Raw genomic sequence first — 23,763 nt, forward strand, 5'->3', positions numbered from 1 at the left:
TCATTATACTCGTTTAACATTCTTATATCTGTAAACCCTACTACTTTTACAGCAGAATATTAATAGCCTTTTACATTTACACAAAACTATTTACAATTACAACATTATGAGAAGAGCGAATTTTTTAGCGGCGGGACTTATTTTTTTAGGATCACTTGTTTCATGCAGTTCGGACGACAGTAACGGTACTGTTAACAACGGAAGCTTAACAGAAGTGACCGACACAGCACAAAACGGCACATGGACTGTAACATTTTATGAAGATGACGGTAATAACGAAACCAATCATTTTCAGGGTTACACATTTACCTTTGGAAACAATAATGTTTTAACTGCAACCAACGGCACCAATACTTATACGGGCAACTGGAGCGTTACCGACAGTGATAGCAGTGATGATGATGATAACGGCAGTAGCGACCTTGATTTTAATATTGCTTTTTCTACGACGGCTTCTTTTGAAGACCTGACAGATGATTGGGATATACTGGAAATTAATGACAACACCATTAAACTAATCGACGTTAGTGGTGGTAATGGCGGGACCGATTATCTTACTTTTGAGAAGAACTAATTTAATTTTTGAGTTTAGAAATTTTGAGGGAAGCAGCTATTGCTTCCCTTTTTGTATTAGTATTTGATATGTTAAAATTTTGTTAAGCGGTAGGGTAAAGGTTTATTAAATTGTTTTAGTAGTACATTAAGTATTAAAAATACCTGCTTTACAGGATTTACAATATTATGAAAAAGAAATGCTGATGTATAGAGCCCCGAGGATAACCGGCATAATGCGGCCGGTTTTTCCGGAGGGTATAAGGTAAAGGGACAGGAATTTCTTTTTAATTAGTAAAATATTCCTGATACTGTTTAGCCCTTGCCGAGTAAGCTGTTTCTCCATAAGCAAAGTTTTAGTTTGGCTTTCGGCAGGGACACAGTACAGAAAATTAGAATAGTTGTGTTTTTTTTTAAATATTCAGGTTTTTTCCGAAAGAAAGCCGGCCTATTTCCCGAGGCCGGTTTTTTTATGCCCCTACGCCTGTAAACTTAAAAATCAAATTAGTAAATTTGCACTTCTATAAAAGAAACCCTCGATATGTTCGAAAATTTAAGCGATAAGTTAGATAAAGCCTTACATATACTAAAAGGCCACGGAAAGATTACCGAAGTAAACGTTGCCGATACCCTTAAAGAAGTGCGCCGTGCATTGCTTGATGCCGACGTAAACTTTAAAATTGCCAAAGATTTTACAAATACTGTAAAAGAAAAAGCACTCGGTCAGGATGTACTTACTACCCTGCAACCGGGGCAGCTAATGGTAAAGCTGGTAAAAGATGAACTTACAGAGCTAATGGGAGGCGACACGGCAGGTGTTAACCTTTCGGGTAATCCTTCCATCATCTTGATGTCGGGACTTCAGGGTTCGGGTAAAACAACTTTTTCAGGTAAGCTTGCCAACTTCCTTAAAACTAAAAAGAACAAAAAACCATTACTTGTAGCGTGCGACGTTTACCGCCCGGCGGCAATCAACCAGCTTCATGTGGTTGGGGGGCAGATAGGGGTAGAGGTGTACTCTGAAGAGGGGAATAAAAACCCGGTGCAGATAGCGCAAAATGCCATAGCCCACGCAAAGGCAAACGGTTTTAATGTGGTAATTGTAGATACCGCCGGACGCCTTGCTGTGGATGAGGAAATGATGAACGAAATTGCAAACGTTCATAAAGCCATAAACCCGCAGGAAACCCTGTTTGTAGTGGACTCTATGACGGGTCAGGATGCTGTTAATACTGCGAAAGCGTTTAACGACAGGCTTAACTTTGACGGGGTAGTGCTTACCAAGCTTGATGGAGATACACGTGGTGGTGCCGCTATATCTATCAAATCGGTAGTTAATAAGCCGATAAAATTCATCGGTACAGGCGAAAAAATGGAAGCTATTGATGTGTTCCACCCAAGCCGTATGGCTGACCGTATATTGGGCATGGGAGACGTTGTGTCGCTTGTTGAAAGGGCGCAGGAGCAGTATGATGAAGAAGAGGCCCGCAAGCTACAGAAGAAAATTGCCAAAAACGAATTTGGCTTTGACGATTTCCTTTCGCAGATACAGCAGGTAAAAAAGATGGGTAACATGAAAGACCTTATCGGGATGATACCCGGTGCAGGCAAAGCCCTTAAAGATGTAGAGATTGAAGATGATGCGTTTAAGCATATAGAAGCGATAATACATTCTATGACCCCTGAAGAGCGCAGCAAGCCTGCCGTGCTTGATGCGAAACGCAAAAACCGTATAGCAAAAGGGTCAGGCACATCTATACAGCAGGTTAACCAGTTGCTGAAACAGTTTGACCAAATGAGCAAAATGATGAAGATGATGCAGGGCGGGGGCGCCAGGAACATGATGCGGATGATGGGCGGAATGAAAGGCATGAAGCCGTAACGGCAAAAACATACACTAAAGGCGCGGGTAACCACGTCTTTTTTAATTAGTATTCTATTCTAAAACTAAATACACAACAACACAAAATGCAATTATTAGACGGTAAAAAAACCTCGGAGGATATCAAAAACGAGATAGCTGCCCAGGTTGACAAAATGAAACAAAACGGCGAGAAGGTACCGCACCTTGCCGCTGTAATAGTGGGTAATGACGGGGCAAGCCTTACCTATGTTGGCAGCAAAGTAAAGGCCTGCGAGCGTGTAGGGTTTGAATCTACACTTATTAAAATGCCAAGCACTACATCTGAAATGGAGCTGCTTAAAAAGATTGAGGAGCTAAACCAGGATGATAATATAGATGGCTTTATAGTACAGCTACCCTTACCTGACCAGATAGACACCCAAAAGGTTATTATGGCTATAGACCCGAGTAAGGATGTAGATGGCTTCCACCCGGAGAATTTTGGTAAAATGGCGCTGGATATGACAACGTTTATCCCGGCTACGCCATTTGGTATATTAGAATTGTTAGAGCGCTATAATGTGCAGACTGCCGGTAAGCATACAGTAGTAATAGGGCGCAGCCATATTGTGGGCAGGCCTATGAGCATACTGATGGGGCGCAAGGGCTTTCCGGGCAACAGTACCGTAACGTTAACGCACAGCCATACCAAGAACATTAACCAGATTACCACACAGGCCGATATTATTATTACCGCACTTGGTGTACCTAATTACCTTAAAGCTGAAATGATTAAGGATGATGCTGTGGTTATAGATGTGGGTATTACCCGTGTACCTGATGAAACCAGCGAAAGGGGCTACAGGATTACAGGAGATGTAGATTTTGATAATGTAAGCAAAAAAGCATCTTTTATTACGCCTGTTCCCGGTGGAGTAGGGCCTATGACAATTGCAATGCTGCTTAAGAATACGCTTTTAGCGAGGGAGCAAAGAAAGTTTAGGGTCTAACAATAATGCGATGAGTTAAATTTTTTTATCTTTATATCATAACAACTAAATAATTAAGATATGAGTGATAATGATCATAAATCAGACATGAGTAACCGTAACACAGGAACGACTGGTACTAACAAAACTCGTCAACAGAACCTTAATAATCATTCTAACCAAATGAATAAGAATAATAAACTTTATCAAGGAAAGAAAAAATAATAAGGTTACAAAATACAATAATACACTGAAACAAATTAATAACTAAAAAGCCACACCTCATAATGAAGTGGCTTTTTAGTATATGCAGGTAATGGAAGAAAAATAATAAAAATAGATGTTGATGATAATTTGATAGCATTTACTGTTTTTAAGAACATAATTCTCATATTATTATATTTAAGATGTTATAAGTTTTCAGTTCGCCCGATAAATACATTCAGGAGGTACTATGCTGATAAAATATATGCAAAAACCCGATAAGATTAATTTCCTATCGGGTTGATTTTTAACTTATATTTGATAATAAAATTTTGAGATATGACCTTTAATGAAAAACTAATAGAACTTGCACAAGAGGCGTATGTAATTGCAGATAAAGATGAAAGTGCTCATACAAATCTAATTAATAGGCACGCAGACATAGTAACTTATATGGTTAGAAATGATTGTAAGCCGACTGATGAATATATTGAAGGGTTGGTGTAATATAGATATAGTTACCAATAATAAAATACATGAAAGGTCCCACATTTGCGGGACCTTTTTATAAGTAGCTAAATCTTTTAGAAATCTGTAGCGGTGCTTACATGTTTCCAGTTTTCAGTTTCATTGTGAAGGAAACTTATCTTGTTTTGTGCCATCTGCAGCGCGTCACTACCAAGGAATAAATATAAAGGTGCATTCTCAATACCTGCAACTTTTAGTATCTCTGCAACGCCTTTAACCGGGTCGCCCTGCTGGTTGCCTTTAATCTGGTTTTGGTGTATAGATAGTACATTGCGCACTTCTTTATATTCTTCCATTTGTTTTGCAGGAGTGATAAGCGAATCAGACTCCAAAAAGTTGGTCCTGAAGTATCCCGGTAATACAAGGCTTACCTTTATGCCGAAGGGTTTAGCTTCTACCTGAAGGGCTTCAGTAAAGCCTACTACCGCAAACTTGGTGGCACAGTAAATTCCGAAACCCGGAAAACCGCCTGTTACGCCGGCAATAGATGAGATATTAAAAATATGTCCTGATTCTTGCCTGCGCAGGTGCGGCATTACCTGCCTGATAACATTAAGGGAGCCGAATACATTTACATCAAAATTATGTCTTGCTTCAGCATCGCTTAGTTCTTCAAGGCTGCCTGCAAGTCCGTACCCGGCATTGTTTACCACATAATCTATCCTGCCGAATTTCGCTATGGTTTCGGCAATAGCATTACCAACGCTGGTTTCATCAGTCAGTTCTACTTCAAGCGGGAGAAAGTTCTCACTATCAGTACCGGCAGCTTTTTTAAGCCCGTCAATACTGCGTGATGTTGCTGCAATAGCGTCTCCGTTTGCCAGTACCTGCTTAATAAATTCAAGCCCAAAGCCTTTGCTTGCGCCAGTTACAAACCATACTTTTTTTGCACTTTGATTTTCCATACTGTTTGTTTTTTTAATTACAATACAAAGGTATGGGCAACTTGTATGCTGCTTATTGCTCAGGGCAAACCAATAATTGCAAAAATCAAACAGTCCTGTATCGTGACGGAGTTAACGAGGTATGCTTCCTGAAGAAATTATTAAAGTGTGAAGCTTCTTCAAAGCCAAGGCTGTTGCTGATTTCAGCTACATTCCAGTCTGTATGCCTGAGCAATGCTTTGGCTTCAGCTACAAGCCTTTCGCTTATAATGGCGGTAGTGGTTTTGCCTGTGGTCGCTTTTACGGCACGGTTAAGGTGGTTAACATGCACAGCTAAGCTTTCGGCAAAACTACGCGCCGATTTCATGGTAAAGCGCTGCTGCGGTGTCTCAATGGGGAACTGCCGCTCTAACAGCTCGCGGAAAACAGATGTAATACGGGTATTTGCATTAGGGTGGTCATATAAATTAGAAGCCGGTTCTGTTTTTAGTGCCAAGTGTATTAATTCGTTGAGGTAACTGCGCAGCAGGTCATACTTAAAAGCATAATCTGACCCGATCTCGGTAAGCATCTTTTCAAAAACAGCTACAATTGCCTGTTCATCAGTCTGGTTTAATATATATGAAGGCTTACCGCCAATGGCAAACATAGGCAGTTCCTGAAGGCTGCCACGCAGCTTTTCTGTAAAAAAAGGTTCTGTAAAGATGCAAAAATAGCCTGTTGCCTCGCCCGAAATGTGTTCCCAGGTATAAGGAACCTTCGGGTTAAAGAAAATCATAGAAGTGCCATCTACCTCAATACTTTTATCGGCATAATGGTAGCGGTTAACGCCCCTTATAAGTGTTATTTTGTAGTAATCACGACGGGCATACTGAATTGTGGTAGTACCGGAAAGGCAGTCTTCTATCCTGAAAATGTTAAAGTGCCCTGCTGTGGCATTAATATTTTCGGGCAGCGGCTGCATTTTATGCTCATAAAATTCTTTTAGGCCTTCTGTTTTCATAAGATGCAAATTTCAAACAAAGATACAAAAGTCCTTGTAAAGAATAAGGCCTACGATTTCTTTACAAACTCGGTGCGGAGTACCATAGCCACTTTATTTACGCGGCAGTCTATCTCGGCAGGATCATCGGTAAGGCGAATGTTCTTTACGGTAGTGCCTCTTTTAATAACCGCTGAAGATCCTTTTACTTTAAGGTCTTTAATTACGGTTACAGTATCGCCGTCATTTAATATATTACCGTTGCTGTCTTTTACTTCCATAGTTTTGGTTGGTGTTTTTATGTTTGTCAGGGTTTGGTTTGCTGTTGTTACGAGGTGCAGTCTTTGGCAGGCTGGCCTCTTCTGTTTTGCTGCTGGGTTCTATCAGCTTGTTAAGTTCTTTAATTTCGGCAGGGGTTAGCTCCCTGTAGCGCCCAACGGCAACATCAAGCGAAATATTAATAATACGGATGCGCTTAAGCGCTGTAACCTCATACCCCAGGTATTCGCACATACGGCGTATCTGGCGGTTTAGGCCCTGCGTGAGCACTATCCTGAAAACATATTTGCTTATCTGCTCTACTTTACATTTGCGGGTAACGGTATCCAGTATCGGTACACCATTGCCCATGCGCTGTATGAACCTGTCGGTAATGGGTTTATTTACCGTAACTACATATTCCTTTTCGTGGTTGTTGCGCGCGCGCAATATCTTGTTTACAATATCGCCGTCATCTGTCATAAAAATAAGGCCTTCGCTTGCCTTATCAAGCCTCCCTATCGGGAAAATACGCTTTGGGTAGTTAATGTAGTCAACAATATTGTTTCTTACATCCTGGTTAGTAGTACATTCTATACCCACCGGTTTGTTGAATGCCAGATAGGTGTGCCGCCCTGTTTTTTCGCGTATGAGTTTTCCATCAATGCGCACTTCATCATCCGGAGACACTTTTGTGCCCAGTTCCGGCAATACCCCGTTAATCGTTACACGGCCTTCTTCAATCAGCTTATCGGCTTCCCTACGGGAGCAATAGCCTGTTTCTGCAATAAACTTATTAAGCCGTTTCAGTTCGTCTTCCATGCTGTAAAAATAGTGAATTTTGGGCTGTATCAGCCTTTAAGGAACATGCAGATTTGATTGTACAACCTGTCATCATGCATGCTGTGCCCAAGACCGGTTGTCGTTACAAACTGGGCATTTTGCCATGCTGCGGCTATCTTTTTACCTTCTTTATAGCTTACCACCTCATCATCCTTATCATGCGCCAGAAATCCGGGAATGGTTATTTTTTTGGCGAACAGGCTACCTGAAAATTCATCAATCTTAATTTTAAAATGCTCAAAAAAGTGTTTTTTAAGCATTACAAATACATTACTGTTCAGGCTAAGCAGGCCTGCATAGTTGGTAAGTAGTGTGTTAAGGTCGCTCGGTGCACCTAAAACTACCATTTTTTGTATAATTTGGTTAGGATAGTGCGACTGGTAATAGAGCGCTGTAGCCCCACCGACAGAGTGGCCTATCAGGTAATCGGGTTTAAGGCTGCGGACTATGATATCGATGAACTCAGCATAGCGGGGAATATTAAATTCATGTCCTGACGAGAGGCCGTGTGCAGGAGCATCAAGCGCAATAATGGTATAATTATCTTTGAGAAGGTAAGGGATAAAAATTTCCCAGCGGGAGGCATTGCTTTCCCACCCGTGTACCAGCAGTACTTTTTTTTCGCCATTGCCCCATTTGTACATCTGGAACAAAAACTGGTCGTGCGTAAGCATTTCGGCTTCGGCTTCTTTTAGTATATCCGGGAGCTGTTCCTGTGTGAGCCTGCCGTCGCGTGGTGTGCTGAAATACTTATAGGCTAGTGTACTGGCTTTTTTAGGGGCTATATAGCCAAGCAGGTTAATATAAAGCCCGATACTTTTTGTGAGTATATAGGTAAGAACCTTTTGCATGTAGTAAAAAAAGCCCCCCGCATGGCGGAGGGCTGTTGTATTATAACTTAGCGAACAATTGTTCCATTTTTTCTCTTTCTTCATCGGCAAGCACGCTGTCAACAAGTATCCTTCCGCTGTGCTCGTCAGTAAGTATTTTTTTACGGCTGGCAATTTCCATCTGGGTTTGCGGCGGTATGGTGAAATAAGAACCTGCCGAAGCGCCCCTTTCTATTGAAACTACTGCAAGTCCATTCCTTACGCTGCCACGAATCCTTTTGTAAGCGCTTAAAAGCCTTTCTTCAATCAGTGCTTCAAACTCGGCAGACTTTTCCATAAGGAAGTTTTCTTCTTTCTCAGTTTCAGCCATTATAGCGTCAAGCTCCGATTTTTTGTGCTGCAGGTGTGTTTTCCTGTCTTCCAGCTTCTGCTCACTTTGCTCTATAACTTCTTTTTTGTGCTCTATAGAAGCGCGCATTTCTTTAATATGCTTTTCTGCAAGCTGTATTTCAAGCTCTTGGAATTCAATCTCTTTAGAAAGGGAGTTGAACTCGCGGTTGTTGCGCACATTCTTTTGCTGTTCTGTATACTTTTTGATGGCAGATTTGTGCTCATCGATAGCATTTTTCTTTTCCTTAATCTGGTCTTCAATTGACTCAAGGTCGCTTTTCAGTTTTTCAAGCCTTGTGGTAATTCCTGCCACTTCGTCTTCCAGGTCTTCCACCTCAAGCGGAAGTTCGCCGCGCACATTCCTTATTTCGTCTATTCTTGAATCAATTAACTGTAAATCGTAAAGTGCCCTTAATTTATCTTCAACACTTATTTCCTTGGTAGTAGCCATATTTGTAAGTACTTAACTATATTTGTTTTTCTTCCGAATAAAATGAATGCAAAATTAGCGATTTTTTTCGTAACATACTTAACTATACGAAAAAATGTACTAATTAGAAAATCAGAAGTATTTTACCGGGTTAGTATCTACCTCTGTAATTAATACTGGTGTTTCGGTAATTTCTTCAAGGTAACCGGCAATGTAGTCTTTTACATAGCGCTCACTTTCATAATGGCCAATATCTGCCAGTAGTATTTTTCCTTCGGCTTCGTAGAAATTATGGTATTTTAAATCGGCTGTAAGATAAGCGTCAGCGCCCGCTGCAATAGCATTTTTAATGGCAAACGCACCTGAGCCGCCCAGTACAGCAACTTTTTTTATCTGCTTTCCGGTAAAGGCGCTGTGCCTTATGCCACCGCACTGCATTTTCTCTTTAACCATTAAAAGAAATTCTTCCTCATCCATGGGTGTTTCAAGCTCTCCGATCATACCCAATCCGATATTCTGGTGGCGGTTCTGCAGGTTGTACACTTCATAAGCCACCTCTTCATAAATATGGTTGCTGAAAAGTGCTTTAAGTATTTCAGCTTCAAGGTGCTTTTCAAAAGTGACTTCAATTTTAATTTCACGGCTTTCAACAAATTCGCCTATCGCTCCAATTACAGGGTTACTTTCGTTATTTCCGAGGTAAGTACCAATGCCCTGCGAATTAAAGCTGCAGTTTTCATAATTACCAATATTGCCTGCCCCGGCATTAAAAAGTGCATTACGAAGTTCATCTGCATTTTCTGGGGTTGTATAGGTCACAAGCTTACGGATGTAGTTTTCCTTAGGTATCAGTATTTTGGTATTAGTAAGCCCTAATGCTTTACAGAATATTTTATTTACACCCCGCTTGTGGTTATCTAATGCGGTATGTACCGCATAAATGGCAATGTCATTCTTTATAGCTTTAAGCAAAGCGCGCTCTACATAATTTTTACCGGTTATATTTTTTATCCCCGAAAACAATATGGGGTGAAAACAAACTACAAGATTACAGTTCTTAGTAATGGCCTCGTCGATAACAGCTTCTAATGCGTCATGGCAAACCAATATGCCTTTAAGCTGTGCATTTTTATCGCCAGTCAGTAGCCCTACATTATCAAAATCTTCTGCATAAGCAAGTGGTGCCATACGTTCAAGCAGGGCAATTGCATCGGTAATCTTCATTTATGCTGGTGTTTTAGTTTGGTTCAAATATACTATTTGTGGCTGTTGCAGCCAATAAAAAAACTGCCGATGGCAGTTGTGTGCTTAGTTACATTCGTAACCCGAGTCTTCAGCGCTGCTGATGTATTCTTCATAGTCTATAGTTGTATCCTGGTCATTAAGGTAGGCATTCCCGTTTTCTCCCTCACAAACAGATTCGGATATATTAACTCCTTCCTGATTAAATGTACATACAGCACAGTTAGAACTGCTGTCGTCAGATGAGCATGAAATAATTACCATTACTGCAAATGCAGCTACTGCAAAAACAATTTTTTTCATTTGAATATTTTATTTAAAGTTTAAAATTAAAAAATCATTCATTTACAGGCATTGATAATGAAGTTAAAACATTTATAAATTATACTAATTATCACTTTAAACAAATTTTAAATTTTTATATGTTATTAAAAAAATATTATTATGTTTGCCAAAATCTTAACATTAACACATTACTACTATGAAAAAATTATTAATGGTTTCTGCACTTGCCTTAGCAGGTTTAACGTTTACAGCTTGTGGCAGTGATGATGACGGCGGATCAAGCGCATCACTTGAAGGAAAATGGTATTTTTCTAAGACGGGTACTGCTGCAGGAGGCCAGGAAGTATTTATTGATTATGACCACGAAGAAGGTTGTGAGAAAGACTATGTTGAGTTTGTTGAAGGTGGTGTTTACAGGGATGTATCACACTGGAGCGACTGTGAAACTGATGTAGAAACAGACTCTTGGTCAAGAAGTGGAAATACTATTACTATTGGTGAAGGGGCAGATGCAGTTTCAGGAACAATCAAGAAGCTTACAGGCAGCGAACTAAGAGTAAGTACTACAGAAGAATTTGGCGGACAAACTTTTAATTCTATCACTGTATTTACAAGAGAATAGTTTTAAAACTGATTTATCTTAAATTTAAAAGTGCCCATATTGGGCACTTTTTTTATATTTACATATCAATTAATAAAGCCTTGCGAAAAATTTTACTGCCATTTTCCCTGATATATTTATTTATAACTGCTATAAGAAATGTTCTTTACAACAAAGGCATCTTTAAAAGTTATTCATTTCCGCTGCCTGTTATTGTTATTGGTAACCTGAGCACAGGTGGCACAGGTAAATCTCCAATGACCGAATATTTGATTCGATTATTAAAAGATAATTATCAACTCGCTACCTTAAGCAGGGGATATAAAAGAAAAACAACTGGTTTTGTATTGGCAGACAGCAAAGCAACTGCCCAAACCATTGGCGACGAGCCTTACCAGTTCTATACTAAGTTCAGCGATATTACAGTAGCTGTAGATGCTGATAGGGTGAATGGCGTTAACAAGCTGCTTAGCATGAACAACAGGCCGGATGTAATTGTGCTTGACGATGCCTACCAACACCGCAGGCTAAAAGCAGGCTTTTATATTTTGTTGACGGCTTATTCTGATTTGTATGCAGATGATTACCTGCTCCCTGCAGGCAATTTGCGCGAAAGCAGGGCAGGGGCAAAGCGTGCGGATGTTATTGTTGTAACCAAGTGTCCGCTTGGTTTAACGCCAAATGAGCAGGAGGCTGTCATAAAAAAACTGAAACCAATAAAAGGGCAAAAGGTGTTTTTTAGTTTTATCGGTTATGATGATCATGTATATTCTGAAGCAGGTAAAATAGCGGTAAATGAAGTAAAGGAAAAGTCAAAAATACTGGTTGCAGGCATCGCCAAACCAAAGCCTTTCTTTGAATATGTGAAAGGTAATGATGATATCATTAAACCCTACCCTGACCATCATGATTTTACTGAAAAGGAAATAGCAGAACTTACAGCTCTTGCCGATAACAGAATTATAATTACCACCGAAAAAGATTATATGAGGCTTAAAGGCAAGATACCAGCCGGCAAATTATATTACCTGCCTATTAAAACCGTATTTTTAAACAATAGCGGGCAATTTGACAAAACAATTTTAGATTATGTGGGAAAAAGTACAGCAAACAGTAGAATACATTAAAAACAAAACAGGCTTTACACCTGAATATGGCGTGATACTTGGCTCAGGGCTGGGCGGTTTTGCTGAAGATATTACTATTGAACATTCGTTGCCATACCATGAAATCCCTAACTTTCCTGTTTCTACTGTGGCAGGGCATAAAGGAAGGCTTATTTTCGGGACAGTAGGCTCAAAGAAGGTGGTAGCGATGCAGGGGCGTTTTCACTATTACGAAGGCTACAGCATGCAGGAAGTTACTTTCCCTGTCAGGGTAATGAAGCACCTTGGCGTAAGGAGGCTTATTGTAAGCAATGCGTCAGGCGGGGTAAACCCGTATTACCATGTTGGCGACATTGTTATTATTTACGACCATATTAACCTGATGCCCGAGCATCCGCTGAGGGGTAAAAACGATGAGCGTTTCGGCCCGCGTTTTGTAAACATGAGCGAGCCTTACAGCCGTAACATGATAAATAAGGCAAAAGAAGTTGCCAAAAACCTGAACATAGAGGTTAAAGATGGTATTTACCTTGGGTTGCAGGGCCCTACCTTTGAAACCCTTTCAGAGTACAGGATGGTTAAAACGCTGGGAGCCGACTGTGTTGGCATGTCAACAGTGCCGGAGGTTATAGTAGCCCGCCATATGGATATGGAGTGCTTTGGCGTTTCTGTAATCACCGATATGGGCAATGAAGACACTATTGCTGAAGTAAACCATGAAGAAGTATTACAGGCAGCCAAAAAGGCAGAACCAAAGGTGCGTACCCTTATTGCTGAACTGATTAAGGCTTACTGATTCTTCTTACTGATGTATTCAATAAGGTCTATCAGCCTGCTGGAGTAGCCTATCTCGTTATCATACCAGCCTACAACCTTTACCATTTTATCTATTACAGAGGTTAGCTGCGAATCGAAAAGACAGGAGTGGGTGTTACCAAGAATATCCACGCTTACAATTGGGTCTTCAGTATAGGCAAGTATGCCTTTAAGCTCATTATCGGCAGCAGTTTTAAAAGCAGTATTAATTTCTTCAATACTTACTTCGCGCATTACATAGCACGTAATGTCAGTCAGCGAACCATCGGGTACAGGTACACGTATGCCGCTGCCACCAAGTTTTCCTTCAAATTCGGGGAATACTTTGGTCAATGCTTTTGCTGCCCCCGTAGTAGTAGGCACTATAGACTGAGCTGCGCCACGCGCCCTGCGCAGGTCTTTGTGTGGCTGGTCGTGCAGGCTTTGGTCGGTGGTATAAGAGTGTACAGTAGTAATGTAGGCTTTCTTTATACCGCAAAGGTCGTTTATCACCTTCATCATAGGGGCGGCATTGTTAGTGGTACAACTTGCATTGCTTAATATGGTTTCGGTACCATCAAGTATATGTTCGTTTACGCCCAGTACAACGGTCTTTATCCTGTCGTCTTCGGGCGGTGCTGATAGTATAACCCTTTTAGCCCCGGCTGCAAGGTGTTTTTCAGCATCCTCATAGGTTTTAAACTTCCCCGTAGCCTCTACAACTATATCAACATCAAAAGCACTCCAGTCAATATCGTTTATATTCTTCTTACGTGTATAAGCAAACTCCCTTCCGTTTATTAGTATGCTTTTCTCCGTATGGCTTATCTCTCCCTGTAGTATGCCGTGTATGCTGTCATACTTAACAAGGTGTGCCATCGTGCGGGTATCGGCAATATCATTTATAACGGTAACTTCTATAGTGGGGTTATCCAGTAAAAGCCTGAAAAGGTTTCGGCCTATGCGGCCAAACCCATTAATGGCTATATTAATTTTTGCTTGCATTATCAGAACCAATAATTATGCATTTGGTGTAAAAAACTTGGGTCATTGATTGGAAATTTTGAGCTCAGTACGGCATCAATAGCGCATTTAGGACATAAAGCTGTTTGGTCTCCATCAATCCATTCAATAATTTCTATGGGATTGTAAGTTTGTTCGCAATAGAAACATCCGCATAGATTACCTTTAAATAGTTCTTTCTTATGATAGGTAGAACGTGTATGAGCATAATGCAGATAATCTATTTCATAAGTCTCCATTATGACTAAAGAATATGCTTTTGCGCTTTGTAAGATGAACGCACCAGTGCGCCACTCTCTACATGGCGGAAGCCCATTTCAAGCCCAACCTCTTCATACTTTTTAAACTGCTCCGGAGTAATAAACTCTTTTACAGGCAGGTGCTTTTTACTGGGTTGCAGGTATTGCCCTATGGTAAGTACATCAAGGTTAACATCCCTAAGGTCGCGCATGGTTTGCAGCACTTCTTCCTCAGTTTCGCCAAGACCAAGCATAATACCCGATTTTGTACGGTTAATACCGCTGGCTTTCAGGTAACGCAATACCTCAAGGCTACGTTCATATTTAGCCTGTATCCTAACTTCGCGAGTTAGCCTTTTCACTGTTTCCATGTTGTGCGAAATCACCTCGGGTGCTACGGCTACTATACGGTCTATGTTCCTTTCTATCCCCTGAAAATCGGGTATAAGGGCTTCAAGTGTGGTTTCAGGGTTCATCCTGCGGATAGCCTTCACGGTTTCAGCCCATATAATAGAGCCACCGTCTTTAAGGTCGTCCCTGTCAACACTGGTAATAACTGCGTGCTTAATATTCATTATTTTAATAGAGCGCGCCACTTTTTCAGGCTCATCCCAGTCAACCGTTTCGGGCCTTCCGGTTTTAACGCCGCAAAAGCCGCACGAGCGCGTGCACACGTTACCCAATATCATAAAAGTAGCAGTACCCTCGCCCCAGCATTCGCCCATGTTAGGACAACTGCCTGAAGTACAAATGGTATGGAGCTTATATTTATCTACAAGTCCACGCAGTTCGGTATATTTTTTACCCGTTGGCAGCTTAACCCTCAGCCATTTGGGCTTTTGGGTAAATTGTCCGTTAAGGGCTGTTGGTGTTGCTGTATCAAGTATCGTTTCCATAACAAAAACTTTAGGCTGCAAAGATAAGGGATATTTATCTATTAGCCCATACCATTACCCTGCTAATAAAAAAGCGCACCCGTTGGGTACGCTTATATAAAATATTTCTTAGTGCTATTTTAGTTTACCTGTAATACTTCCGCTTTATCCTTAATTAAAGCCTCTGCACTCGCTATGGCATTAACCGTTTTTATAACAGAATCAGGTGTTACCGATATACTGTCTATGCCCAGCCCGACAAGGAACTGTGCAAAATCAGGAAAATCAGAAGGCCCCTGCCCGCATATACCCACTTTTACACCTGCTTTTTTAGCGGTTGAGATTAGCATTTCCAGCATACGTTTTACAGCCGGGTTGCGCTCGTCATACAGGTGTGCCACAAGAGAAGAGTCCCTGTCAAGCCCAAGTGTAAGCTGCGTAAGGTCGTTACTGCCTATAGAGAAACCATCTATATGCTGTGCGAACTCTGCTGCCATAAGTATATTACTCGGTATTTCGGCCATCAGGTACAGTTCCAGCCCGTGCTCGCCGCGCACCAGGCCATACTCCTTCATCACTTCCTTTACCTTTATCAGCTCTTCTACCGTGCGGCAGAAAGGTATCATTACCACTACGTTTTTAAGGCCACGCTCTTCACGGGCTTTTTTAATGGCGCGGCACTCTAAGCCAAAAGCTTCTTTATAGGCATCTGAATAATAACGGGAAGCGCCCCTCCAGCCAATCATCGGGTTTTCTTCTTCCGGCTCAAAATATTTACCGCCAAGCAGGTTGTAATATTCGTTGGTTTTAAAATCAGAAAAACGCACAATGGTTTTATGCGGATAAAACGAAGCCGCTATTTTAGATATACCGTCTGCCAGTTTTTCTATAAAGAAATCTTCTTCGTTGGCATAGCCTGTAATTTTCTTTTCTATTGCAGCGGTTAAGTTCCTGTCATTAAGTTCGCGGTGCTGCATCAGTGCAAGCGGGTGAACCTCTATATAATTATTGATGATAAATTCCTCACGTGCCAGCCCTACACCTTTATTGGGCAGGTGCGAAAAACGGAACGCAAGCCCCGGAGAGGCTACATTCAACATGATATCCGTTTTTACTTCAGGAAGCAGGCTAAGGTCATACTCAGTTTCAGTATAAGGTATTTCGCCTTCATAAATAAAACCTTTGTCACCCTCAGCGCAAGATGCAGTTACCATCATGCCTTCTTTAATCATGTCAGTAGCATTACCACAGCCCACAATAGCCGGTATGCCCATTTCGCGTGCTATGATTGCGGCGTGGCAGGTGCGCCCGCCCTTATTGGTAATAATAGCCGATGCTTTCTTCATTATCGGTTCCCAGTCAGGGTCAGTCATTTCTGTTACCAGCACATCGCCGGGAGTAAACTCATGGCCTTCGGTTACGCGCTTATCCAGCGAATAGATTATGGTAGCTTTTCCGGTGCCTATTTTATCGCCAACCGCAATACCTGTAGTAATCACTTTTTCATGTCGGCTCTCGTCATCAATACTGTATTCGGTTATAGCGTTGTGTTCTTTCCGCGAGTGGATGGTCTCCGGCCTCGCCTGTACAATAAATAGCTCTTTAGTAAGCCCGTCTATCGCCCATTCAACATCCATTGGTGTCCATTTATCGCGGAGCTTAGTATAATAATCTTCTATAATTACTACCCATTTTGCCAGCTTCAGCACATTATCATCGGTAAGGCAAAAGCGTTTCCTTGCTTTTTCCTCGGTAGGTATAATGGTAACACGCTCGTCTCCGCCTTCGCCATATACCATCATTTTGTCTTTGTTGCCAAGCTTTTTTTCTATAATAGAATTATATCCTTCTTTTAAAGCAGGCTTGAATACAATAAATTCGTCGGGCGAAACAGCGCCCTGTACCAGCATTTCACCAAGCCCTACGGTACCGTTTATAATAACAGCATCTTTAAATCCGCTTTCGGTATCTATAGAGAAAGCCACACCCGAAGCGCCAAGGTCGCTGCGCACCATCTTTTGCACGCATACCGACAGCCCGAGCTGCATCAGGTCATAATTAAAACGCTCCCTGTAGCTTATTGCCCTGTCAGTAAATAACGAAGCAAAACATTTTCTTATGCTGTCCATAAGCATTTCCGGCCCACGAACGTTAAGGTAGGTTTCCTGCTGCCCTGCAAATGAAGCATCCGGTAAGTCTTCGGCAGTTGCAGAACTCCTCACTGCCACATCTGTAATATCCTGCCCGTATTGTTCCGATAGCTTATGATAGCAGTTAATGATTTCCACTCTCATCTCGGGCGGAAACTTACCGTTAAGAAAAGCCTGCCTTACCTGCATACCGCCCCTGCGCAACGACTCTATATTATCGTGGTTGATAGTGTTTATAATATCAGTAATTTTCTGCTCCAGCCCGTTGTGGGCAAGATAAGCGCGGTAAGCATCTACCGTTACAACAAAACCGTCGGGTATGCTAACGCCGAGCTGTGTAAGGTTCTGGAGCATTTCTCCTAATGAGGCGTTTTTGCCGCCAACGTTAGCAATGTCGTTAATGCCGACATTCTTTAAGGGCAGTGTAAAATTCATAGAGTTGTGTGTTAGTGGGTTTATATTAGATTTGTTTGAAAAATGTTCAAAAGTATCTGCTTTATGCTGACTACGAAAACGTTTTAGTTTATATTTATAATAAATTATTCTTAAAAATGCTGCTGTAACATCATTGTAAAATATCTACAGTGTTAAGTACTAAAAACAGGTTTAGCAGAGTTAAGTTTATATGCATTATACATTTTGCTATCTTTGAATAAAACTGCTGAAAAACGATGATGAAAAAGATTGCGTTTCTACTGTTATTCTTTGTTTCTCTTGGAGCAAAGGCTTCTATGATACTGCTGCCTATGGATGAAACCAGCCAGGTAAACCACCTCAAGGCTTATGGTATTACCTACTGGGCATTAGACAGAAGCTATAAGGCAAACTGGCTGCTTAATTACAGGGGCGGCTCTTTTTTACTGCCGGATACCGAAGAAATAAGGCGTGAGTGCAAGATTAGGGGGGTTAGTTATGAGATACTGAGTGATGCTGAGGCAAACGGTATTATGGATGATATAAGCAGCCCGTCTCAAAACATGGAAACCGTTGTTTTAGAGAAAGCCCCAAAAATAGCGGTGTATTCCCCGCCGGGTAAGCAGCCGTGGGATGATGCCGTAACATTGGTGTTAACCTATGCCGAGATACCGTTTACCACTATATATGACGAGGAGGTTTTAAGCGACGCACTGCTGCTGTATGACTGGCTGCACCTGCACCATGAAGATTTTACTGGGCAATATGGTAAATTTTTCGGGGCTTACCGTAACGCACCCTGGTATATTGAGCAGAAGAGGGAAGCAGAGGAGCTTGCGGCAAAATTAGGTTACAGCAAAGTATCTGAAGAAAAGATGGCAGTTGCCGATAAAATACGAAATTATGTTATAGGCGGAGGATTTATGTTTGCTATGTGCTCTGCGACCGACAGTTTTGATATTGCGCTTTCGGCAGAAGGGGTGGATATTTGTGAGCCAATGTTTGACGGTGATGCCAGCGACCCAAATTACCAGTCCCGAATTGAATATAACAGTACTTTTGCCTTTAAAGACTTTATACTGGAGCGAAACCCTGTTGTGTATGAATTTTCAGATATAGACACTACTAATGACAGGCGAATTTTACCCGATAATGATTATTTTACCCTAATGGAATATTCAGCAAAATGGGATCCTGTCCCTACCATGCTGTGCCAAAACCATACACAACTGGTTAAAGGCTTTATGGGGCAGACAACAGCCTTTCGTGCTGACAGGGTAAAATCTAATATTTTAGTAATGGGAGAGAACAAGCAGAACAATGAAGCCCGCTATATACATGGTACTAAAGGTAAAGGTATGTTTACGTTTTATGGCGGCCACGACCCTGAAGACTATCAGCACAGGGTAGGAGATGCACCAACAGTGCTCGACCTGCACCCTAACTCGCCCGGCTACAGGCTTATACTGAATAATGTACTTTTTCCTGCCGCCAAGAAAAAGAAACTTAAGACTTGATTGTGTAGAGGTATATAAATAAAAGCCTCCCGAATTGGGAGGCTCTTTTTATTTAAGCGGTGTGTTGTAACCGTTCTTTATCTTCTTTGGCCTGCTGTTCTTTAATGATACTTACCACCAGGTTAATATCTTCGGTAAGTGCTGTAATAAAATCACCTTCTTCGGCTATAGAGAGTGCGTGGCGCAGTGCCAGCTCCTCATCAGCTATTATTTCGTGCGTTACATTCCTTCCGGCTTTCTGTAATCCAAGCAGCATCATACTATTAATATGCTCTTCGGTACTGCCCCTAAGGTCACCTTCCTGCCTTATAATGATATGGTCAAACATCCTGCCGGCAATATGGGCACATTCAATAATATCCTCATCGCGCCTGTCGCCAATGCCCGATACTATGCCAATCTTTTTGCGGGCACCAATGTTTTTGATATAATCTTCAATAGCTTCATAGCCATGTGGGTTATGTGCATAATCTACCAGCACATTATAGCTGCGCAGCTCAAACAGGTTCATACGGCCGGGTGTATGTTCATAGCCCGGAACAAAGGTTTGCAGTGCAGTACTTATCTGCCTTACAGAGAAACCCCATAAATATGTTGCCAATGCTGAAGCAAGCGTATTGGCAACCATGAATTTAATTTTACCTTCACGAGTCAGCGGCACGTTGTGCAGGTTTGCAATACGGATATCTTTCCCGTCTTTTTTTACAGTTATATATCCGTTATCTACAAATGCTATGGTCTTGCCGTTGCCTATAAGTTGCTGAACTGTTTCGCTTTCAGGCTGTAATGTAAAATAAGCCACATTACACTCTAAGTCTTCGGCTATAGCAAGGCAATGCACATCATCTGCATTTAAAATAGCCCAGCCATCTTTTTTCACGCTGTTTACCACAACGCTCTTTACCCTTGCAAGGTCTTCCAGCGTGTGTATATCATTCAGGCCTAAATGGTCTTCTTTAATATTAGTGATGATACCAATATCACACTGGTCATAAGCCATACCTGAACGCAAAATACCTCCGCGGGCAGTTTCCAGCACGGCAAATTCAACCGTTGGGTCTTTTAATATAAACTGGGCACTTGCAGGGCCCGTTGTATCGCCCTCCATCATCAGCCTGTTTTTGATGTAGATACCATCAGTTGTTGTAAATCCTGTAGTGAAGCCGCTATTCTGCGTTATATGTGCTGTAAGGCGTGTTGTTGTGGTCTTACCGTTGGTACCGGTTATAGATATAATCGGGATACGCCCAGTTTTTCCTTCAGGGAAAAGCATGTCAACTACAGGGGCAGCCACATTGCGCGGTGTACCCTCTGTAGGGGCAAGGTGCATCCTGAAGCCCGGTGCCGCATTTACTTCAAGTATGGCGCCGCCATTTTGTGTAATAGGCTCGCTAAGGCTTTCCGCCATGATGTCGATACCGCATATATCAAGCCCTATAATGCGTGCAATCCTCTCAGCAAGCGCTATGTTTTCAGGATGTATTTCTTCAGTTACATCAACCGATGAACCTCCGGTGCTGAGGTTGGCTGTCGATTTAAGGTAAACCACTTCATCCTTTACAGGAATGGTTTGGAGTGTGTAGCCTGCTTTTTCAAGCATCTCTTCCGTATCCCTGTCAATTTTGATTTTTGTCAGTACATTTTCATGCCCGTTGCCACGCTTAGTGTCAAAGTTAACAAGGTCTATAAGCGTTTGTATGCTGTCGCGCCCGTTACCTGTAACATGGGCTGGAATACGCTTGGCAGCCGCCACATATTTATTGTCAATAACAAGAACACGGAAATCAAAACCTTTTATATAGCGCTCAACCATAACCCTGCTGCTGTATTGTTGCGCGTGTATAAAGGCTTCTTTTGCTTTTTCAAGGTTTGTAACATTAATGGTTGCGCCTTTACCCTGGTTGCCATCTAACGGCTTTATAACTACAGGGAAGCTGATATTACGAATAGCCTCTTCCAAACACGCAATACTGCTGCAAAGCTCCCCTTTAGGTACCGGTATTGCGGCACTGCCTAGCAATTCTTTGGTACGTTGCTTGTCGCATGCAAGGTCAACTGCAAGAGTGTTTGTCTTACAGGTCATGGTTGCCTGGAAACGCATTTGGTTTGCGCCATAGCCCAGTTGTACCATAGAGTCGTTGCCGAGCCTCATATAAGGTATCCCTCTTTTAACGGCTTCCTCAACTATGCTTTTGGTGCTTGGCCCAAGGCAGTTGTTCTCACATATATCCTTCATCTTCTTTATATCAGCACAAAGGTCATATTCCTCATCGCGAATTACTGCTTCAGCTATCCTTACTGCTGCTTCGGCTGCATAAAGGCCTGCTTCCTCATCAGTATAGGCAAAAACCACATTATAAACGCCTTCTTCATTGGTAGAGCGTGTACGGCCGTAGCCAACATCCATGCCCGCAATAGTTTGTATCTCAAGTGCAATGTGTTCTATAACATGCCCCATCCATGTACCCAGTTCCACACGAAGGAAGAACCCGCCGCGTTTGCCTTCGCTGCACTGGTGTTCTACTAACGATGGTATAAGCTTTTGTAGCCTGTCCCTGAAACCCGGTATCCTGTCGGTAGGGTAGTGTTCCAGTTCCTCAAGGTCAAGGCGCATTTGTATTAATTTTTTCCTGTAGTTGCTCCAGACATTCGGCCCGCGTAGCACCTGTATTTTCCTGATTTTCATATTTTGGATAGGTGTGTGGATTTTTTGTAATATTTTAAGATTTTTTTAAAAGAATTGCTTGTTTGTTGTTTACATCACAAAATAAATGGGGAAAAGTGCTAATTCAATAAACATTAGCAAAACTTTATCATCTTCTTAGCCAATGTGCAGGTACTAATATTCTAATTTTATAATAGCAATTATGCACGTTTAAATCACATAATTAAAATGGCTATAAAAGGTAAACTTATAATTGTTGGCGGTGCCGAAGATAAAGGGAGGCCGCAGGATGTTCCTAAAAATGCCGGCGATAATGATACCGCAGTAGATGAGTATTATGAAAAAGGCATATTGCACCGCATCGTGCAGGAATCGGTAAAAAAAGAAAAGTCGCGTATTGAAATTGTAACAACTGCATCAACGCTTCCAAAGGAAATAGGTAAGGATTACAAGGAGGCTTTCGGAAGGCTCAATGCAAAAAACACAGGTATACTGGAAATAGAGAACAGGGAGCAGGCGGGTGATGAGCAAATACTGAAAAGGCTGGAAAAAGCAGATGTGGTTATGATAACAGGCGGCGATCAGTTAAGGCTTACATCCATATTGGGTGGTACACCTTTTTTAAGCCTTTTGCAGGAAAAATATCAAAAAGAAGATTTTATATATGCAGGCAGTTCGGCAGGGGCTGCCGCTGCTTCTAACAATATGGTCTTTCAGGGTACCAGCGACCTTGCGCTTTACAAAGGCAAGGTGCGCTTAACCAGCGGGCTGGGCATGATTAACGATGTTGTTATAGATACCCACTTTATAACCCGTGGCAGGATTGGCCGCCTTTTGCAGGCAGTAGTGGCTAATCCGCGTATTATTGGCATTGGCCTTGAAGAAAATGCCGCATTGATGGTAACCAACGGTACAAAAATGGAAGCCATTGGCCCGGGAATGAGCATAATTGTTGACGGGCGTGGTATAGTAGACAGTAACTTTAATGATATTGATGACGGCCAGTCTATATCTATAGAAAATGTTACGTTGCACGTTATGAGCAAATATGATATTTACCATCTTGACCGCTTTAAGCTGAATATAGACCACAGCAATAACAGGGACGAATAATACAGGCATTTACATAAATATATTGTAAATTGCAGTTATAGCAACCATGAGTAATAAAAATAAATGAACGCAAAAGGAAAATTAATAATTATTGGAGGAGCGGTAGATAAGGGTAATTTTACAGATGAAGCCACTCTTGCCAAAGGTGTCCCCAATAATCTTAACTTTTTTGAAACCGGTATTTTAAGAAGGATAATAAATGAATCGGCTCATCATGAAGAATCACGGATTGAGGTAATAACAACAGCTTCTGTAATTCCGCGTGAGGTTGGGCCGCAGTATGTTAAGGCATTTGAGTACCTGCGTGCTACAAATGTAGGGCTGCTGCATATAGAAAAAAGGGAGCAGACACGCGATCCTGAAGTACTTGACAGGATAAAAAATGCAGATGTTGTTATGTTTACCGGTGGCGACCAGTTGCGCCTTACCTCAATTCTCGGAGGCACCAAACTGCATGATATAATACTGGATAAATTCCGCCATGAAGATTTTATATATGCCGGTACCTCGGCAGGGGCAGCAGCGGCATCCAATAACATGATATATCAGGGCAGCAGCCACGAAGCGCTTTTAAAAGGCGAAGTAAAGATTACCAGTGGGCTTGGCCTTATACAAAGTGTTATTATAGATACGCACTTTGTACAGCGCGGGCGTATTGGCAGGCTTTTTCAGGCTGTAGTAGGTAATCCGCGTGTGCTGGGTATAGGGCTTGGAGAAGACACAGGTCTCCTTATAACAAGCGACTGCAAAATGGAAGCTATAGGCTCCGGACTTGTAATTTTAGTTGACGGGCGAAATGTTATGGATACGAACCTGACGCAAGTCGAGATGGGCAGGCCGATAAGTATAAATAACCTTGTGGTGCATGTTATGAGTATGTATGATACATACGACCTTAAATCGCACACTATGGAAATACACAATTCCCAATATCACATTCCGCTTACAGCACCTGCTGAAGCCGATGATGATGTTCCGCAAATGAAAAGTGAAGATCTTGAATAG

At 41.8% G+C, this 23,763-nt stretch carries 22 protein-coding genes; 10 read left to right on the forward strand and 12 right to left on the reverse strand.

Annotated features, from left to right (window positions below; genetic code table 11):
• Positions 1–106 precede the first annotated feature (106 nt).
• The 4 genes from KJK34_RS12790 to KJK34_RS12805 all read left to right on the forward strand — a co-directional run bounded on the left by KJK34_RS12790 (position 107) and on the right by KJK34_RS12805 (position 4,095).
• Complete coding sequence (locus KJK34_RS12790; protein WP_223054278.1) at positions 107–574, forward strand: hypothetical protein; 468 nt, start codon at positions 107–109, stop codon at positions 572–574.
• Positions 575–1,093: 519 nt separating this feature from the next.
• Entirely contained in the window at positions 1,094–2,434 is a 1,341-nt protein-coding gene (gene ffh / locus KJK34_RS12795; RefSeq protein ID WP_223054279.1) for a signal recognition particle protein, read from the forward strand.
• An 86-nt stretch (positions 2,435–2,520) separates the two neighbouring features.
• Positions 2,521–3,405, forward strand: coding sequence for a bifunctional 5,10-methylenetetrahydrofolate dehydrogenase/5,10-methenyltetrahydrofolate cyclohydrolase (locus tag KJK34_RS12800; RefSeq protein WP_223054280.1), 885 nt, complete (start codon positions 2,521–2,523; stop codon positions 3,403–3,405).
• Between the two features lie 522 nt (positions 3,406–3,927).
• Positions 3,928–4,095, forward strand: coding sequence for a hypothetical protein (locus KJK34_RS12805; RefSeq protein ID WP_223054281.1), 168 nt, complete (start codon positions 3,928–3,930; stop codon positions 4,093–4,095).
• Positions 4,096–4,172: 77 nt separating this feature from the next.
• Here the strand turns inward: KJK34_RS12805 and KJK34_RS12810 are convergent, their stop codons facing one another.
• From KJK34_RS12810 to KJK34_RS12845, 8 genes are all read right to left on the reverse strand, one after another.
• On the reverse strand, positions 4,173–5,021 hold the full coding sequence (locus KJK34_RS12810) for an SDR family NAD(P)-dependent oxidoreductase (RefSeq protein ID WP_223054282.1): 849 nt from the start codon (positions 5,019–5,021) through the stop codon (positions 4,173–4,175).
• 85 nt (positions 5,022–5,106) lie between these two features.
• Positions 5,107–6,003 carry a helix-turn-helix domain-containing protein gene (locus KJK34_RS12815; RefSeq protein ID WP_223054283.1) on the reverse strand — a complete coding sequence of 299 codons (897 nt, stop codon included), beginning with the start codon at positions 6,001–6,003 and terminating at the stop codon, positions 5,107–5,109.
• A 50-nt stretch (positions 6,004–6,053) separates the two neighbouring features.
• The gene (locus tag KJK34_RS12820; protein ID WP_223054284.1) at positions 6,054–6,263 is read right to left on the reverse strand and encodes a zinc ribbon domain-containing protein YjdM; all 210 of its coding nucleotides are present in this window, start codon (positions 6,261–6,263) and stop codon (positions 6,054–6,056) included.
• Positions 6,238–7,062 carry a 23S rRNA pseudouridine(2604) synthase RluF gene (rluF, locus tag KJK34_RS12825; RefSeq protein ID WP_223054285.1) on the reverse strand — a complete coding sequence of 275 codons (825 nt, stop codon included), beginning with the start codon at positions 7,060–7,062 and terminating at the stop codon, positions 6,238–6,240. The genes KJK34_RS12820 and rluF overlap by 26 nt, the downstream gene beginning before the upstream one ends.
• Positions 7,063–7,091: 29 nt before the next feature.
• Positions 7,092–8,018, reverse strand: a complete 927-nt coding sequence (locus KJK34_RS12830; protein WP_317196885.1) for an alpha/beta fold hydrolase — start codon at positions 8,016–8,018, stop codon at positions 7,092–7,094.
• A complete protein-coding gene (locus KJK34_RS12835) occupies positions 7,975–8,754 on the reverse strand; it encodes a zinc ribbon domain-containing protein (RefSeq protein WP_223054286.1) in 780 nt (259 codons plus the stop codon). The genes KJK34_RS12830 and KJK34_RS12835 overlap by 44 nt, the downstream gene beginning before the upstream one ends.
• Positions 8,755–8,865: 111 nt before the next feature.
• A complete protein-coding gene (locus tag KJK34_RS12840) occupies positions 8,866–9,957 on the reverse strand; it encodes a Nif3-like dinuclear metal center hexameric protein (RefSeq protein ID WP_223054287.1) in 1,092 nt (363 codons plus the stop codon).
• An 84-nt stretch (positions 9,958–10,041) separates the two neighbouring features.
• A complete protein-coding gene (locus KJK34_RS12845; protein WP_223054288.1) occupies positions 10,042–10,278 on the reverse strand; it encodes a hypothetical protein in 237 nt (78 codons plus the stop codon).
• Between the two features lie 178 nt (positions 10,279–10,456).
• Here KJK34_RS12845 and KJK34_RS12850 point away from each other — a divergent pair, with 178 nt between their 5' ends.
• The 3 genes from KJK34_RS12850 to KJK34_RS12860 all read left to right on the forward strand — a co-directional run bounded on the left by KJK34_RS12850 (position 10,457) and on the right by KJK34_RS12860 (position 12,763).
• A complete protein-coding gene (locus KJK34_RS12850) occupies positions 10,457–10,882 on the forward strand; it encodes a hypothetical protein (RefSeq protein ID WP_223054289.1) in 426 nt (141 codons plus the stop codon).
• Between the two features lie 80 nt (positions 10,883–10,962).
• The gene (lpxK, locus tag KJK34_RS12855; RefSeq protein WP_236937654.1) at positions 10,963–11,988 is read left to right on the forward strand and encodes a tetraacyldisaccharide 4'-kinase; all 1,026 of its coding nucleotides are present in this window, start codon (positions 10,963–10,965) and stop codon (positions 11,986–11,988) included.
• The gene (locus tag KJK34_RS12860; RefSeq protein ID WP_223054290.1) at positions 11,951–12,763 is read left to right on the forward strand and encodes a purine-nucleoside phosphorylase; all 813 of its coding nucleotides are present in this window, start codon (positions 11,951–11,953) and stop codon (positions 12,761–12,763) included. Before lpxK ends, KJK34_RS12860 begins: the two co-directional genes overlap by 38 nt.
• On the opposite strand, the gene gap is transcribed toward KJK34_RS12860, so the two are convergent.
• The 3 genes from gap to ppsA all read right to left on the reverse strand — a co-directional run bounded on the left by gap (position 12,757) and on the right by ppsA (position 17,484).
• Positions 12,757–13,767 (reverse strand): type I glyceraldehyde-3-phosphate dehydrogenase, encoded by a 1,011-nt coding sequence (gap, locus tag KJK34_RS12865; protein ID WP_223054291.1) that lies wholly within the window; start codon positions 13,765–13,767, stop codon positions 12,757–12,759. The two genes, KJK34_RS12860 and gap, sit on opposite strands and share 7 nt — an antisense overlap.
• A gap of 262 nt (positions 13,768–14,029) precedes the next feature.
• On the reverse strand, positions 14,030–14,920 hold the full coding sequence (gene lipA, locus KJK34_RS12870) for a lipoyl synthase (protein WP_223054292.1): 891 nt from the start codon (positions 14,918–14,920) through the stop codon (positions 14,030–14,032).
• A 119-nt stretch (positions 14,921–15,039) separates the two neighbouring features.
• Positions 15,040–17,484, reverse strand: a complete 2,445-nt coding sequence (gene ppsA / locus KJK34_RS12875; protein WP_223054293.1) for a phosphoenolpyruvate synthase — start codon at positions 17,482–17,484, stop codon at positions 15,040–15,042.
• A gap of 239 nt (positions 17,485–17,723) precedes the next feature.
• Here ppsA and KJK34_RS12880 point away from each other — a divergent pair, with 239 nt between their 5' ends.
• A complete protein-coding gene (locus tag KJK34_RS12880; RefSeq protein ID WP_438839211.1) occupies positions 17,724–18,980 on the forward strand; it encodes an asparagine synthetase B in 1,257 nt (418 codons plus the stop codon).
• A 52-nt stretch (positions 18,981–19,032) separates the two neighbouring features.
• Here KJK34_RS12880 and cphA read toward each other — a convergent pair whose 3' ends face one another.
• The gene (gene cphA, locus KJK34_RS12885) at positions 19,033–21,666 is read right to left on the reverse strand and encodes a cyanophycin synthetase (RefSeq protein ID WP_223054295.1); all 2,634 of its coding nucleotides are present in this window, start codon (positions 21,664–21,666) and stop codon (positions 19,033–19,035) included.
• 207 nt (positions 21,667–21,873) lie between these two features.
• Here cphA and KJK34_RS12890 point away from each other — a divergent pair, with 207 nt between their 5' ends.
• A complete protein-coding gene (locus KJK34_RS12890) occupies positions 21,874–22,758 on the forward strand; it encodes a cyanophycinase (protein ID WP_223054296.1) in 885 nt (294 codons plus the stop codon).
• 63 nt (positions 22,759–22,821) lie between these two features.
• Entirely contained in the window at positions 22,822–23,763 is a 942-nt protein-coding gene (locus KJK34_RS12895) for a cyanophycinase (RefSeq protein ID WP_223054297.1), read from the forward strand.

The organism is Flavobacterium coralii (assembly GCF_019891545.1).
GTDB lineage: Bacteria > Bacteroidota > Bacteroidia > Flavobacteriales > Flavobacteriaceae > Flavobacterium > Flavobacterium coralii.